This is a genomic window from Streptomyces sp. ISL-36 (assembly GCF_018614205.1).
In the GTDB taxonomy this organism is placed as follows: Bacteria; Actinomycetota; Actinomycetes; order Streptomycetales; family Streptomycetaceae; genus Streptomyces.
Genome location: NZ_JAGGOS010000030.1, coordinates 50,685 through 65,181, shown reverse-complemented (window position 1 = coordinate 65,181; position 14,497 = coordinate 50,685). Strand labels below are relative to the sequence as shown.

General features: G+C 66.7%; 11 protein-coding genes. 6 read left to right on the top strand and 5 right to left on the bottom strand.

Translation table 11 applies throughout. The features are described from left to right. From J7E93_RS08320 to J7E93_RS08310, 3 genes are all read left to right on the top strand, one after another. Positions 1-1,369 (top strand): hypothetical protein (locus J7E93_RS08320; RefSeq protein ID WP_215066948.1); only part of this gene is annotated, 1,369 nt, incomplete at its 5' end. Next, positions 1,366-3,201: an integrase gene (locus tag J7E93_RS08315; protein WP_308368075.1), complete on the top strand. Its 1,836-nt coding sequence runs from the start codon at positions 1,366-1,368 to the stop codon at positions 3,199-3,201. The genes J7E93_RS08320 and J7E93_RS08315, both read left to right, overlap by 4 nt. 302 nt (positions 3,202-3,503) lie before the next feature. Beyond that, entirely contained in the window at positions 3,504-3,911 is a 408-nt protein-coding gene (locus J7E93_RS08310; protein WP_215066946.1) for a hypothetical protein, read from the top strand. Between the two features lie 209 nt (positions 3,912-4,120). Here the strand turns inward: J7E93_RS08310 and J7E93_RS08305 are convergent, their stop codons facing one another. Beyond that, complete coding sequence (locus J7E93_RS08305; RefSeq protein WP_215066944.1) at positions 4,121-6,739, bottom strand: hypothetical protein; 2,619 nt, start codon at positions 6,737-6,739, stop codon at positions 4,121-4,123. 133 nt (positions 6,740-6,872) lie between these two features. Between J7E93_RS08305 and J7E93_RS08300 the strand changes: the two genes are divergently transcribed. The 3 genes from J7E93_RS08300 to J7E93_RS36880 all read left to right on the top strand — a co-directional run bounded on the left by J7E93_RS08300 (position 6,873) and on the right by J7E93_RS36880 (position 9,823). Beyond that, a complete protein-coding gene (locus J7E93_RS08300) occupies positions 6,873-8,198 on the top strand; it encodes a CHAT domain-containing protein (RefSeq protein ID WP_215066942.1) in 1,326 nt (441 codons plus the stop codon). Positions 8,199-8,602: 404 nt separating this feature from the next. After that, positions 8,603-9,235: a hypothetical protein gene (locus J7E93_RS08295; protein ID WP_215066940.1), complete on the top strand. Its 633-nt coding sequence runs from the start codon at positions 8,603-8,605 to the stop codon at positions 9,233-9,235. Between the two features lie 123 nt (positions 9,236-9,358). Then, the gene (locus J7E93_RS36880) at positions 9,359-9,823 is read left to right on the top strand and encodes a transposase domain-containing protein (RefSeq protein WP_308368072.1); all 465 of its coding nucleotides are present in this window, start codon (positions 9,359-9,361) and stop codon (positions 9,821-9,823) included. Positions 9,824-10,184: 361 nt separating this feature from the next. On the opposite strand, the gene J7E93_RS08285 is transcribed toward J7E93_RS36880, so the two are convergent. The 4 genes from J7E93_RS08285 to cas8c form a co-directional block, all read right to left on the bottom strand. Beyond that, entirely contained in the window at positions 10,185-10,820 is a 636-nt protein-coding gene (locus J7E93_RS08285; RefSeq protein WP_215066938.1) for a hypothetical protein, read from the bottom strand. Continuing rightward, complete coding sequence (locus J7E93_RS08280; protein ID WP_215066936.1) at positions 10,817-11,191, bottom strand: hypothetical protein; 375 nt, start codon at positions 11,189-11,191, stop codon at positions 10,817-10,819. The genes J7E93_RS08285 and J7E93_RS08280 overlap by 4 nt, the downstream gene beginning before the upstream one ends. A gap of 538 nt (positions 11,192-11,729) precedes the next feature. Continuing rightward, positions 11,730-12,647: a type I-C CRISPR-associated protein Cas7/Csd2 gene (cas7c, locus tag J7E93_RS08275; protein ID WP_215066934.1), complete on the bottom strand. Its 918-nt coding sequence runs from the start codon at positions 12,645-12,647 to the stop codon at positions 11,730-11,732. A 55-nt stretch (positions 12,648-12,702) separates the two neighbouring features. Next, complete coding sequence (cas8c, locus tag J7E93_RS08270) at positions 12,703-14,496, bottom strand: type I-C CRISPR-associated protein Cas8c/Csd1 (RefSeq protein WP_215066932.1); 1,794 nt, start codon at positions 14,494-14,496, stop codon at positions 12,703-12,705. Position 14,497: the final 1 nt, after the last annotated feature.

Below are 14,497 nucleotides of genomic sequence, written 5' to 3'. Positions count from 1 at the left end.
AAGTGAAACCGGGAGGCTAAAGCGCGAGCCGCGGCTGGCGCAGGGCCTGGCCGCCGAGGAACTGGCCCGCCCGGTTCCGAAGAAGGGCAAGCCGTCCAAGCAGTCCTACCGGCCGTCGGAGCGCGACCAGGTGCTGCTGGCCGCCGAGCGGCAATTCCGGGCCGCGCTGCTGCGGATCCGGGAGAACACCGCGCTGCTGGCCCGCTACCGGGCGGGCGCACTGGACCCGGACAGCCGTGACTGCAGGATCGGGGCGGCCCTCGAGCACGTCGCCGCCACGGGCGAACTGCCCGGGTACCCGGACAAAGAGGGGAAGGTCTACACCCGGGCCAAGCGGCTGCTGCGCGGAAAGAACGGCGGGAAGACGACGGGCCGGCTGTTCCTGAGCCGGCCGGAACTGACGGCCTTGGCCGTGATGATGACCGACCGCTACGGATGGAATCTGTCGGTCTACGACCGTCTGCACGTGCCCGTCGTCACCCCGTCCGCGGGAGAGACGGTCACGGTCACCTACGAGGTCCTGGTGGAGAAGCGCCGCTCGGGTGAGGGGCGATGGTTCGATACGGAGAACTACACCGACTCCGGCGCAGACTCGCCGGGCCGGCTCATCACCCAGGCCCTGGAGGCCACGCAGCACGGGCGAGCCTTGGCCGCCGCTCTGTCACCGGGCCACGACCTGCTGATGGTGGCCCGCAACCGGCGTCGTACTGACGTGGACTCCAATCTGGACAGGCCCCGGAACGTCGGCCCGCTGTGCTTCGGGGTGTCCAAGGCCGATGCGCGAGTCTGGGCGAGGACTCACAAGATCGGCTCGCCCTTCCAACGCGCCCGCAGGACCACCGTCACGACGACGGGCAAGCCGCTGCAGCACAAACGTGGCACCCACGAGAGCGTCTACGTCCTGCCCGACGAGAACGTCCAGCGGGCGGCCGTGGACGTGATCGCGGCCGGGGCCGAGGAAGCCCTCGAACAGGCCCGCGACTACACCTTCAAGGGGCGGCTCACGGACGCGGCCGACGCGGCCCACCAGGAGACCGCGACCGCGGACTGCGCGGGCGAGGACACCAGCCCCTGGCCTGACCCGAGCGGGGGCTGCGGCGCCGACTTCCTGCTCTGCCTGTCCTGCGAGAACTCCCGGGTCCACACCGGTCACCACCCGCTCCTCGCGCTCCTGCGCCGACAGTTGATATCGCTCCGCTCCAGCTGGCCCGAGGAACTCTGGCACAAGCGATGGGACGAACACCTCCAGCGACTCGATGACCTGCGGACGAAGGTCAACGAAAGCACCTGGGACGCCGCTCTGACCCGGGTCACCGACCGCGACCGAATGATCACCGACCATCTGCTCAAGGGAGAGCTCGGCCCGTGACGACAGCTTTGACCATCGAGGCCGATCCCTACATCCTTCCCTTGCCGAGGCCGGACAGCCTGGTGGTCCTGGACCGGTGGATCAGCGCCGGCAACACCCACCCCAACTCCCGCTATGACGACGACATCTGGTCGATGGGACCGCTGATCGACAACCCCGGGGATAGCATCCACAAGATCAACTGGAGGGCGTGTCCTGCCGGCCTGCGCAGCGAGTTCCGGCGCCTGGTCTGGGTGCTGATCAACGGCGAGCTGCGCCCCACCTACATACGGGAACGGGGCTTTCAGAACCGGACACGCGACGGCGTGCTCAGCATGCGCGACAACATCCTGCAGTGGCTGAAGTTCGCGCGCTGGCTCGACCGGCAAGGCGTGTCCCGGCTCAGCGACTGCACCATGGAGCATTGGAAGGCGTACGCCGCCAAGTGCACCAGCGGCTGCACGCGCGGTCATGCCCAAACGGTTCTGCGCTGGCTCTCGGACCTGTGGGCCTTCGACCAGCTGTCGGTCAGCCCCTGCGGCGTGACGCGTCCTCCCTGGGAGGACGAGGGCATCGACGACTACCTGCCGGCCGAGACCAGAAAGGCGGGTGGGGAGAACAAGACCGAGCCGCTGGACCCGACCGTGATCGGTCCCTTGCTGACCTGGTCGATCCGTCTGGTCGAGGACTTCGCCGACGACATCCTGGCCGCCTGGGATGAGCGCCGCCGCATGCACGCGCGTGTGAAGGCCACCCCGAGCACCCGGGAGGGCCTGGCCGCCGTCAAGGGGTACCTGCTGCCGCTGGTCGACTCCGGGGCTCTCCTGCCCGCGACGGTGAGCCGCTTGCACGGCGTCACCCTGGCGCACCACTACGTCGCCGCTGTCACGGGGGCCAGCTGGAACCAAGTCCACCATTTCGCTTCTCGGCACGGGCTCGGAGAGGTCGCCGCCCGGCGGCCTGGCCCCAGCCCGCTGCAGGTGCCGGTGATGGGCCGGATCGAGGGGCGCCCCTGGCGCGAGTTCATGGACTACGAGGAAACACCGATCCTGGTGCGGCACCTGGCTACGGCCGCCGCAATCGTGATCTTGTATCTGACCGGGATGCGCCCCCAGGAGGCCCGGTCGCTGCGGTCCGGCTGCTGTCCGGACCCGCAACCGAATCCCGACGGCTCCATGCCGCGCCATCTGATCCGGTCCCACCACTACAAGAACGTCCGCGACTCGGACGGCCACCACATATCCGCTGGTGAGGAGCGCGCAGTCCCCTGGGTCGCGATCACCCCGGTCGTCAACGCCATCCGTGTGCTGGAACGCATCGTGCCCAAGGGCGAGCTCTTGTTCAGCACCACCCACCACGATGTCGTCGGCCAGCGCAAGCACCACGGGGCGCTGAAGCGGGGGACCCTGGACCGCCGCGTCGAGGATCTCGTGTCGTGGATCAACCAGGAGGCCACCGCCCAGGGCCTGCCCGCGGAGATGGTGCCGACGGACCCGCACGGCAACCTTGGATTGAGTCGTCTTCGCAGAACGCTGGCCTGGCACATCGCCCGCCGCCCCGGCGGCCTGGTCGCCCTCGCCATCCAGTACGGACACATGCGCACCGCCCTGGACGCCCGCACCTCCACCGGCTACGGCAGCCGCGCTCGTCGAGGGTTCCACGGCGAGCTCGACGTCGAGACCGCGCTCGCCGCCGCGCAGACCGCAGCACGGCTGCGCGACGCCACTGCGGCCGGCGAGAAGATCTCCGGTCCCGCCGCTCGGCGGGCTCTCATCGGAGCAACCTCGATCCCCGGCTTCGAAGGTGCCCTGACCACCCCGAAGGCCGCCGCCAAGTTCCTCGCGCGCGACTGACTCGTCCTCTTCGACAACCCAGACGCGTTCCTCATCTGCGCCTTCAAACGCGACACGGCCCTATGCGATCCGGATCCCGGAGCGACGACACCCAACCAGTTCGCCTGCCAACTCGGCTGCGGCAACGCAGTCCGCACCGACAGCCACGCACAGGCAGCACGAGAGCACGCCGATCGGCTCCATGCGAAAGCAGCCCTCGTGCCCCAGCCCCTGGGCGACCGGCTTCGCCTGGCCGCCAACCGCTTCCGCGCTCTCGCCGACGCCCACGACTCCGCCGCCCAGCACGCCGAGGAGACCATCGCATGAACCAGCAGCACGATGACGAACGCTCCCGCATCCGCACGGCCATGGACCGCCTCCTGGCCGGCCAACCCACCCGCTCCAACGGCAGCCTCACCGCGGTTGCCCTCGCTGCAGAAGCAGATGTTCACCGCATGGCTCTACACAAGCGCCACGCCGACCTCAAAGAGGAGTTCTACGCGCGAGTGCGCGCCGAGACGCATCAAACGCCGGAAGTCGAAAAGCGGCTCCGCAAAGAAGTTGTCCGCCTGAAGGAAGCTCTCAAGGACTCCCGGGCTGCCGAGGCCGAGTCCCGGCACCGAGCGGAGCAGATGGCCCTCGCAGCAGCCGTCCTCATACTCCGGCAATCCACCGGCCAGGACCAGGCCGCCCCCGGTAGCGTCGTCCTTCTCCGCCCGCCCCGCGGCTGAGCGTTTCGGATGCTCAGACGCGACGCTGAGCAATCGGATCACCCGCCCAGGAAGCAAACAGAATGGGTGTCGCGTCGTCCGTCAATCGGCTCGGAGTGTCTCAAGAGCGGCTTCTACGTCTGACCTCTCGGGGTCTTCCGGCCTGTACAGGTCCCAGCTCGTCTCAAGCGCCCGGATCGCCGCTTCCGTGCGATCGGCTTGATTATGGATCACCCCCTCTCGTTGTACCAGGCGTGAGCTGGTCCTGGTCGGTCTCCCAGCTCTACGAACAACTCGCGAGCTTGCTGTACAGCAACCATTGCGTCATCCAGCCGATCCAGGTGGGTCAGCGTGACTGCGAGATCGAGCAATGCGGTGGCCTGGCGACGACGATCGACGCCTGCAAAGTGGGCAGCCGCGGCGGCCAGCTCGGCCGCGGCCTCGCCGTAGCGACCCGTACTGGCCAGAGCTAGCCCGAGGTTGTTGCGCGCGTGGCCGACGACACCGGCGGGCGCCGAGCCCTCAAGGATCTCTGCACTCCGGCGGTAGTGTCGAATTCCACGTTCCTCGTCATCGATCTGCCGGTAGGCGTAGCCCAGATTGCCGTGCAGCCTGCCGAGGTGCACGTAATCACCGGCGGCCTCGGCGAACTCGATGGCGTCGAGATGGGCGGCAACGGCCGCAGACACATCGCTTCCTCGCAGCCGCAGTGCCAGCGTGCCCAGTACCACGGCGGCTGCGCGTGGCTCCTTGAGATGGCCAAGGCCGGCGGCGAGCTCCTCCACCTGCTCGCGGGGCATTTGGTCAGCAGCGCCCTCTGAGCTCAACCATCCACGGAACAGCTCCTCCACCTCAACAGCGCGGCGCAACTCCGCGACGATTTCGCCGACTTCCGGGTCACCGCTGACGGCTGAGAGGTCATTCAAGCGCAGGAGATGCTGCCACATGACCGACCGGCCCACCTCAAGGCGGGTGATCGCACCGGAAGTGTCGTCGACCTGCAACGCATGCGCGGCAGCCAATGCCGGCAGGTCTGCCCCTTCCCTCAGACGATGCTCCTGGCTGGATCTGTCGAGCCCGTGCCAGGCAACCTCGGGCATCAGCGATACCGCGGTCGCGAACCGGTCATTGGCCTCTTCCCACCGTCCGTCATCGGCGAGCGATTGACCCGCAGCCACGGCGGCACGGATCCTAGTGTCCGGCGGCGCGACGATCGATCGGGTGGCTTCATCCCAGGCGTCCAATGCCGACACCCGTGCCGACGGATCTTGAAGGACGCGCCCGAACGCGTCAGCGATCACGGCATACACACACAGACGGCCGGCGCGATCAGGGTGATCTGCCTCTGTCCTCGTCAGCACATCCGTGGCCGCGCCCATGGCCACGTCCAGGTCGTCCGGCGATCCATGCTCTTCCCATCTCATTCGGTACGCGGTCGCCCGGTTGATCTGGATCGTGGTCGTCGTCGGCGCATCCGGAGCCGCCAGAGTGAGTGCCTCCTCGATCGACTCGACCGCCTCGTCCAGCAAGCCCGTTCCGCGCTCGGCGCGGTGAGCCTTCAACAGACAGGTCGCCAGAGTGTGGTAGGCCAACTCGGCGCTCACCTGGCCGTGACGTGTTTTCGCGACGGCGCGGCGCGCGATCCTGATCGACGTCGCCAGGTCCGACGCATCACCTGTGTGCTCGAACGCTAGTTGTAGCAGTGTGGCATAGTGCACCAGCTCGTTGCTGCTGGCGTAGTCACAACGCGCGTTAGGTTCCGATAGTTGGAGTGCTTCACCCAGGTCCGGATAGCTTCCGATCGCCTCGTATCGTAGCCGCAGCGCGACACTCAACTCGTAACTGTAGAGTTTTGCTGTGGTGGGGCGGACGGATCTGAACAGCCGAATGGCCTCGTTGAGGTCATTCAGTTTCCCGAATGCCTCAAAGCGAGCCCGCAGGCCGAGTGCAAGGGACAATTGGGCCGCCTCACCGCGAAGCACACTCCGCGGACAGAGCTGTGTTGCTTCGGACGCTGCTTGAATCGCCTGCTCAAGATCAGCTGTGTCGCCGCCCAGCCAGTAGAGGGCACGCCGATAGTCGGCCAAATGGGCTAAGCCGATGCAGCGTTCATCTGCGGTATGCGCGAACAACAGAGCCCGCTCTCCAAGACGGACCGCCTCGACGAGTAGGCCCGGCTCGCGCCGCTGCGCGTACAGCCCTTCCAGTACGTTTGCGACGAGGTCTAACTCCTCGAAGCCGATGGCCATCGTGCGCTCAGGTCCGATAACTCTCCGGGAGATAGCCATGGCCATATCCAGGTCCCCTACATCAGAAGTATGTTCGTAGAGGCTGAGATGGACGCGTGCGACAATTCCGGCGACGACGGTGTCGTCTGGAGGAACAGTGGGAATTCGCTCGAGGTACTCGGCGGCAGCGAGGATGTCCTCACCGTCGTGGGTCAGCAGGTACCGGCCCCAACGTGCGTGTGCCGCGGTGACCACGACGAACTCGCGGTCTGTCACGTCGTCCAGTACTTGCTCGGCTGCGGCGTCACCGTACTGGACGGCGAGGTCGAGCGAGCTACGTGGGTCGGCGTCTCCAGGCCAGGTCAGGTGGACTTGCGCCAAATGGCAGAGTACCCAGACGAGGCGGCGATCGGGAAATTCGAGTCTGGCCAGCGCTCTCGCGAGTCCGTCACGTGCGGCTACGCTGCGATGCGGATCCCCCTCGGCGACGCCAGCGTGCAGATCTGCAAGCGCCGCTCGAATGATCGCGTCGACCTCGTCGCCTGAGTCCTCGGGGACGTCACCAAAATACCCCGTGGGCAGCCAGAACCCTGAGAAGTGCAATGGAGCCTTCCGCTTCAACGCTGAGATTGTCGCACCGCCCAACTTAATTGGTAGCGCGGACCGATAAAATCCACCGATCAGGTGACCGTGTCCGACAGGTTCGAACGGCGTCTGCTGCGATGATGGGACGACATGTCATCGATAGCTGGCGGTGAATGTGACCGAGTCCCCTTCGCAGTTCTCGACGGACTTGGTGTTGGACCTAGGTGCGGAACTACACCGGCTGACCGACCGTCGGATCCGTCTCAGCCGCGCGTACGAGCAGCGAATCCATGCTGCCGACATCGGCCCGGCCAGCACGTTGTCGACGAGCGATTTGCGTGAGGCCGCGGTCGGTGGGCCGATCGTCGTCATCAATGTCAGCACGTTGCGATGCGACGCCATCGTCGTGCGAGACCCCGAGCCACGGACCGTCCCACTGCCGGAGTTGACGTATGGGGACGCTCGGTCTACCGCGATCCGCTACCACGAGAGCCTGCTCGCGACCCAGGCCGCGTCCGACGCGTTCTTCGATGCACATGAAGCCGCTATGGACGGCGGTGTGGAGGCGACAGAGCGTTTCCTCGAGCTGAGTGCCCAGCTGGTGAACGCGCGGCGGGACGAGGAACGGATACTGATCGACACCTCGCAGTGGCTCTGGCAGACAGTTGTGCAACCAGTGAAAAGGCACCTGGCCCTTGCCCCGATCGACAGCGCCTCTACCTCACGACTTTGGTGGTGCCCGACCGGGCCGCTCGTCGGCCTACCCTTGCACGCAGCGGGTACCGCCCCAGGACCTTCGGCGGAGAGCGTCTTGGACTGGGCCGTTTCGTCGTACACACCGACAATCTCCGCCCTGCTGTCCGCACGAAGAGCGGCCGCACGCGAGCCCTCGACCGTCGAACCGGGCACGTTCCTAGTACTGTCACTGTCGGCCACCCCCGGCGAACGGCCTCTGCCCCATGTCGTGGCCGAAGCCGATTCGATCCTCAGCCGACTTCCGCCCCATCAGGTGACGACGCTGGACAACGAGAATGCGACCAGGCAGCGGGTGCGAGACGGTCTCACCGCCCATCGCTCGGTCCACCTCGGCTGCCACGCCGAGCAGGACCTGATCGATCCGTCAAACGGCGCGCTAGTCCTGCACGACGGCCGCCTTACCGTCCTTGATCTCGGTCGATCGCACTTCGACGGAGACTTCGCCTACCTGTCGGCATGCAAGACCGCTACCGGTGGCCTTGCGCTAGCCGAAGAGTCAGTGAGCATGGCCGCAGCACTGCATGTCGCCGGCTTCCACCGTGTCATCGCGACCTTGTGGTCCGTGGAAGATGTGATCGCGGCCCAGGTCGCCGACCTGGTCTACGGGCAGCTGGCCGAGGACGGCCGCTTCGCCCCAGGCTCCGCCGCTCGCGCCCTACACCGCGCACTCGTGAGCGTCCGCGCAGAGAACCCCGACCGGCCCAGCCGATGGTCTCCGTTCGTGCACCTCGGCATCTGATTCGCGACAACCGCACAAGGAGGACCGATGGCGCACGAGCAGCCCGACACGAACGATGACACCGCGTCTGCGTGCGAGCGCATGCCCTACGAAGAGATCACCGAGCATGCGTTCGGGCATCAGGCTGCCACAACATTCGACGCAACGAGAGCAGCCGACGGCACCTATTCCCTTGTTGGGCGCTGCCCTCGGTGCAGGGCCAGCATGGAGGTGGTCATCCCCGGCGAGATGTTCCTCGCCAGCCGGACGCTCCTTCGACGTAGGCCCTGGCGGACCGACAGCACAACGTCCCCTAGCCAAGAGGAGGTACCGATGAGCTGCCTTTGCTCTGCGGCCCATCCCGGAAGGCCACAGGATCGCAAGGGCTGCGGCGCCTACTGGAAGCTGATCGTCGAGGCCCAGTCGTGAGTCTCCAGGTGCGGCAGGGCCCGCCGGCGAAGGTGTCGGACCTCATTCAGGCGCAGGAGCGAGAGCTGGCATTGGAGCAGGAACTGCCGGCGGTCCGCACATCCGCCACCGCTTGGCGGAACGGGCTGGGTGCCCTGTTGGCTGCGGTGGTCGGCTTCGGCCTCATCAAGGGAAGATCGGACATCAGCCAAGTGGCGTCGCCCTGGAATACCGTGGCCGGCAGCCTGTTGTTCGTGTCACTCGCGTGCGGAGCGGTCGCAGCGCTCCTGCTACTCCGGGCGGCGCACGGTGTTCCAGCTATGCGGAAACTGCGAAGCGCCGAGCCAGGGCCGGCATGGGCGCACTCCGAGGCAGTCGCGTCCGTGCGCGCGTTGCGGCGTGGCGTCCGATACTTCTTCGGATGCGTCGCCTGCCTAGTGGTGGCCGTGGCAGTCACCTGGTATGGGCCGGCGGCCGTGAAACCTCAGCTGAGTGTCACGGTCGGCGATACGTCGACGTGTGGCGCCATCGTGGGTCTCGCCAACGATGTCCTTACGATCAAGACTTCGACCGGCCAGACGACTGTGAATCTCGGAAAGGCAACGGCAATTCGCATCGTCGATTCATGTGAGACGTCCGCCAGCCAATGACCTTGGAGATCAGCCTGTAACACGGGACCTCAGGGACTCCGCCTTCGCCTCGGGCACGTCCGTCTCCCTAGGCGTTCCGTCGCAATGCCGTTGCTTTTGTGGCTGTCGGCCGGTTGAGCTGGTGTGCTGATATCCCGTCTGGAGCGGTTGGGGCTGGGAGTCCTGACCCGGTCGTGCCCGCCCGAGCTGGTGGACCGGGTGGTCGGTGACGCCGGCCGCTCGGAGAAACGTCGGCGTCTGCTGTCCGCCCGGTTCACGGTCTACTTCGTGCTGGCGATGTGCTTGTTCCCGCAGGCCGACTACCTGGAGGTCCTGCGCCTGGTGAAGACCGGATGCGTATCGCGGTGCGTGTCCACTCCCAGCACCGCCTCCCCCGCAGGGAGACGACGGCGGGTCTTCGGAGCAGGCGACGTACTAGACATGCCCGTTTCCCTTCCGGTCCGATGGCTGTCGTGTTGCCGGCACCAAGCCGCGTCGGGCGGTCAGAATCGTGAGGACGCCACAACAATCGGCAGGCCCCTATCGGGACACACCCCGCCGGCCCGGTACCGCCAACGCACCATCCCTGGCCAAGGGCCGACACTGTGACACCAGGACACCTCGGTCAGAAATGTCATGAGTCAGACCCCGGGCCCGGGACAGCATGCACCCATTCTCCCGTTCCTCACCTCGCATGAGCCCCTGTGCTCAAACCCGATCGTCAGCCAGGGCCATTCGACAACTGACGCCCACTGACGACAGCAAGTGCGCGAAATAAAGAGACAGCAGAGCCTTCACCGATGGCGGGGAGTACACCCTCAAGGACATCCGGATCCAGATCTTGGACTCGGGTTCAACTTTTATGAAGCGGCCACGCTGAGTCGGGGGAGTCCGAGGAAGCCCGGCGGGTCGCCACCCTGCTGGGATGCGTACGGGAGACCGCGAGAGGCGGGGACGACTGCCTCCGACGCTACGCGCTCCCCCGTGCTGCCGCCCGCGCCCGAGCGGCGTTCACGGCCGCGTTGTCGCGGGCGATGTGGGCCCGTTCCTGGATGATGGCACCGAACGTACTCCAACCGAAGAACACGGCGACGAAGGCGGCGATGGATGCCGTCGCGGAGCACGCCGATGCCAGGAGCCGGGCCATCCCTGCGGGGGGGTATGCAAACACGCGAGCACGGGTCTCCACCGCGAGGTCGGCGCATTGACCGGCCCACAGCTCGAGCCCCTGCGCGGCCCGCGCCAGACACGCTGCGACCGCCGCGAGGAGCAGGGCCACGACGAGGCAGCCCTCTGCGGCTCGCTCCCACCATTCGCCACCGCGGTCACCGCCGATGCGCTCGCCCTGAATCACGACGCGAACGCACCCCACGGCGAAGCCGGCGACTAGGAAGGCGGAGACCAGCAGCCAGAAGCCGACGTCGTCGTAGTCGTCATCCGGGATGAGGTCCCTGTCACCCGGCGCTGGCGCTGAGGGGCGCCGCCGGTGGGACGTGGCGAAGATATTCAAGATGTTGCCAAAGACGTTCCCGTTCACAAAGGTGCCGGGCCCGGTGTTCGTCTGGTTGACGGTCTTCTTCGGCCCCTTGGGGGACTGCTCGGTCACGCGGCGGATCCGTTGTGGTTGATCATGAGGCCGCCGTGATTGTCGCCGTTGAGGAAGACGCCGTTGCCGCTGTTGGTCTGGGTGTAGGTAGTGGGCCCGGTGATGGTCAGAGCCTTGAATTCACTGACGGCGCCCGGGTAAGCAGCCAGGTGCGCCTCAAGCACCGGCCTCACGCGGGTCGCGAGTTCCTCCGGCGTGGCGTTCTGGTCGTCGAGCACGGCGATGACGGCGTCCTGCTCGGCAGCCGTTGCACGACTCATGATCGAGCGTACTGGCACGACGATCTTCGCCACCCCATAGGCGACGGCTCCGGACGCCAGCGTGATGGCTGTTCCGTTGAGAACCTCGGCAGCAAAGTCCGGAAGACTCAAGGCAGTTAACTCCTTGGGGCGTACGAACGGAGGGACACCGTACTGCAATAGCCGTCGCGGGTGTGCACATTCGAAACGTGCGATCCATCACCTCCCGAAGACGACCGCCGCCCGCCTCGCTCGGAGATCTCTCCGTCCGGCACGTAGTTGCGATCCTCGGTCGCCGTAGAAGACAACCGCCACCTCGACCTGGCGCCGGGGGATTCCGGTTCCAGCGATGTTGCGATCCTCGGTCGCCATAGAAAACGACCGCCACAAATGTCATCGTGCTCGTCTTGAGCTCGATGGCGGTGTTGCGATCCTCGGTCGCTGTAGAAGAAGACCGCCACGTAAGTCCCGCACGCGGTGAGCAGGTCCCCCAGAGTGGTCTCGACACGTTGGTGCAGGTGGGTGCCGCAGATGGTGGCGGCATCATCGGTGAAGGTGTCTTCCAGGAGGATGAGGCCGCATTGGCGGGGGCAGTAGGCGTAGTGCTTCAAGGCGGAGAGGGAGATCTGCAGGAGGTCTCCCTCTCCGTCATGTGCGGGGTCGGGTGGTGTCATCCCAGGGGGCGTGGGGCGAGGGCGGTCAGGGTGACGCCGGGCGGGAGGTCGGTGTCACGGATTTCGACGGTGCCGTAGTCGGAGAAGCTGCGTGCGTTGACGTCGTTGCGGGCTTTGACGGTGATCCGTTCGAACAGTTCGTGGGCGGGGGCGCGGCCGAAGGCGTCGTCGTGGGTGAAGACGTACAGACCTCGCAGGGCGAGGTTGGCGCGAGCGGCGGCGCGGTCGTGTTCGAGCATGATCTCGAAGGCGCGCCAGAACAGGGCGAGGTCGTCGGTGGTGACTCCGGTCCGCTTGGCGAGGGGGGCGCTGAAGTGTCCGGTGCCCCGGTACAGGGCGTAGGGCACGACGTGCTTGGAGCCCATCTCGGTCTCCTTGCCCTTGTTCTTGCCGTCGGTGTTCTCGCCGCGTTCGAGCCACGCCTTGAGGTCTTCTTCCTTGGTGGGGGTGACGCGGGTGATGCCGATGTCGAGGGGGGTGATGCGGTCGATGGAGCGGGAGAACCCGATCTGGACGGGGCCCTGGACGCGGCCGGCCTGCTTGTCGCGCTTGCCGGTGGTCATGACGGCTCCGAACATGCGCACGTCGAAGAAGTTGCGGCACATCCATTCCTGCGCGGACTTCTGGTCGTGTGCGGAGCCGGTGGTGTAGGCGCGTTCGTGCTGGGTGTTGAGGGCGGTGCCGGCCTCGACGTAGATCTCTCGGCCTTCTCGGGGTTCGAGGGTGTTGATGAGGGCGACGGTGTTGCGGATCTTCCGCTTGATGGCGACGTCGGTGATCAGGCCGTGTCCGCTGACGGGGTCGGTGCGGGGCAGGCCGCCGTTGTCGGGGTCGCCGTTGGCGTTGGAGTCGACGGCTTCGATGAGGAAGATGAAGTCGTGCTTACGCGCGGGGTCCAGGTGGGCAGCGGTCATGGTCGGAGTAACTCCTCGAATGGATTGAGTACGGTCGGAGGTGGCGTGCGGGTTCTCAGACGGCTGCGGGTTCGTGGGCGGGCGCGTCCTGCTGTGCGGGGATGGCGGCCTGTTTGCGTTCCTTGGCGGCCTGCCTCTGGAGGATGTCGTCGTGGCGCTGGTGGGCGTAGCCGATGATGAAGCGGCCCTGCTGGACGTCGGTGAGATGTCCGGGCAGGTCGTCGCTGACCTTGCTGTAGATCTCGAAGAGCCGCTTCTCCAGCGCCTTGTGCGCGGCCGGCCTGTCTCGGCGCAGCCGTTTGAAGTGCGCTCCCGAATCGGTGAACAGCCGGCGCAGGGTGATGCCGGGGGCGGCGACGGCGGCGCTGAAGTACTTGTCGCGCAGCGTGGTGTTGATGTCGGGGAGGGCGGCTTCCTGTACGGATTCGAGGACGGCGAAGAGCCGGCCGCACAGGTAGGCGGGGTCGTCGCTGTCCTTGTCGAGCTGGGGCATCGGACGGTCCTGGGGGTTGGAGGAACGGGTTAGGAGCAGCTTCAGCAGCGCCAGACGCGGAGCGTCGACGCGCCGGTCGGCGTGGATGCGCTGCAGGAGGAGCGGCAGGGCGCGGGCGGGTGGGCTCAGATGGTGCAGGGCGCTGTGGAGCAGTTCGGCCTCCAGGCCGTGGGGGGCGCTGTCGGGTGCGTAGCGCTCGCCTTGCCAGCGGCCGCAGGACAGCGCCATCTGCCACAGGGGGAAATAGCGGGTGCGCCTTGTCCATCCGTCCCAGACGCCGTGGTCGGCATACCAGGCGGCCAGGTTCTTCTTCGCCTCGGCCACGGGGACCTCGATCCAGTCCCGGACGACCAGGCGGGCGTTGTTCAACCCGAGGGACAGGCTGTAGAAAGCATCCGCGTCGGTCCGCTGCGCGGCCGCTGGGCTCGGGGTTTTGTTCATCGAGTCGATGAGGTGCTCGATGTCGGACGCTTCCGGCTGGTCGTCGAAGAACATGGCCAGGACGGAATCCGGATCGGGCTTCCTGGTCCACCACAGCAGTACTCCGTCGTCCCGGAAACGGCGCCGGTGACGCTCAGAGGCCACCAAGTGGTTCAGGACCGCCATGGCTCGGCCGCCGCACCGGTGACAGACCGGTGTGTTCACCAGCTGCGTCATTGCCTCGCGTCCATGGGCGGGGGCGTTGATGCTGATGAGCTGGCCTTCGTTGCTGCCGCCCGCTGTCGGGACGGCGCCCTTCTTCACCGGTTCGGGGATCGTGGCCAGCAGGGCCTGGTGCTCCCCGCACACCAGGCACAGTCCTGTGCGCTCTGCGGCACCGCCCTTACGCGCCCGTACCTCCTCGGCCCACAGCTGCTTCACCGAGTCCAGCTCGTGCAGCCAACGGGTACCGACCATGACCGCGACCGTGTCCTTGGCCTCGACCTCATCGGGCAGCGCCAGCTCGGCCCGGCCAGCCGAGAAGAACACCTCTGCCGCCTTCGCCTCCGGCTCGCCGGCCGATGACGCCCAGCGCCGTACGAAGTCGCGGTAGGCGTCATGCCGCCGCCACGCCTCGTCCCGGTCCTTCTCCGTGACACTGCCGTCCTTGGCCTTCTTCGGCACACCGAGCACGAACTCGGCCGTGTCCACCAGAAGGTAGGGAGGGACCTTCGTGCCGGACCGCTGCACGTAGGGGACCGGCATACTCACCACTTGGTCCCGCTGCCGGCCCGACACCTTGTGGCTGCGGAGCTTCATGCCCGAACCGTCCGCGGCGATGTCCAGCACCCAGTGGATCTGCTTCTCGCGGTAGAACTCGGCGGGCAGCTCATCGGCGATCCGGTCGCCGTACTCGACCAAACGCTGCAGCAGCACC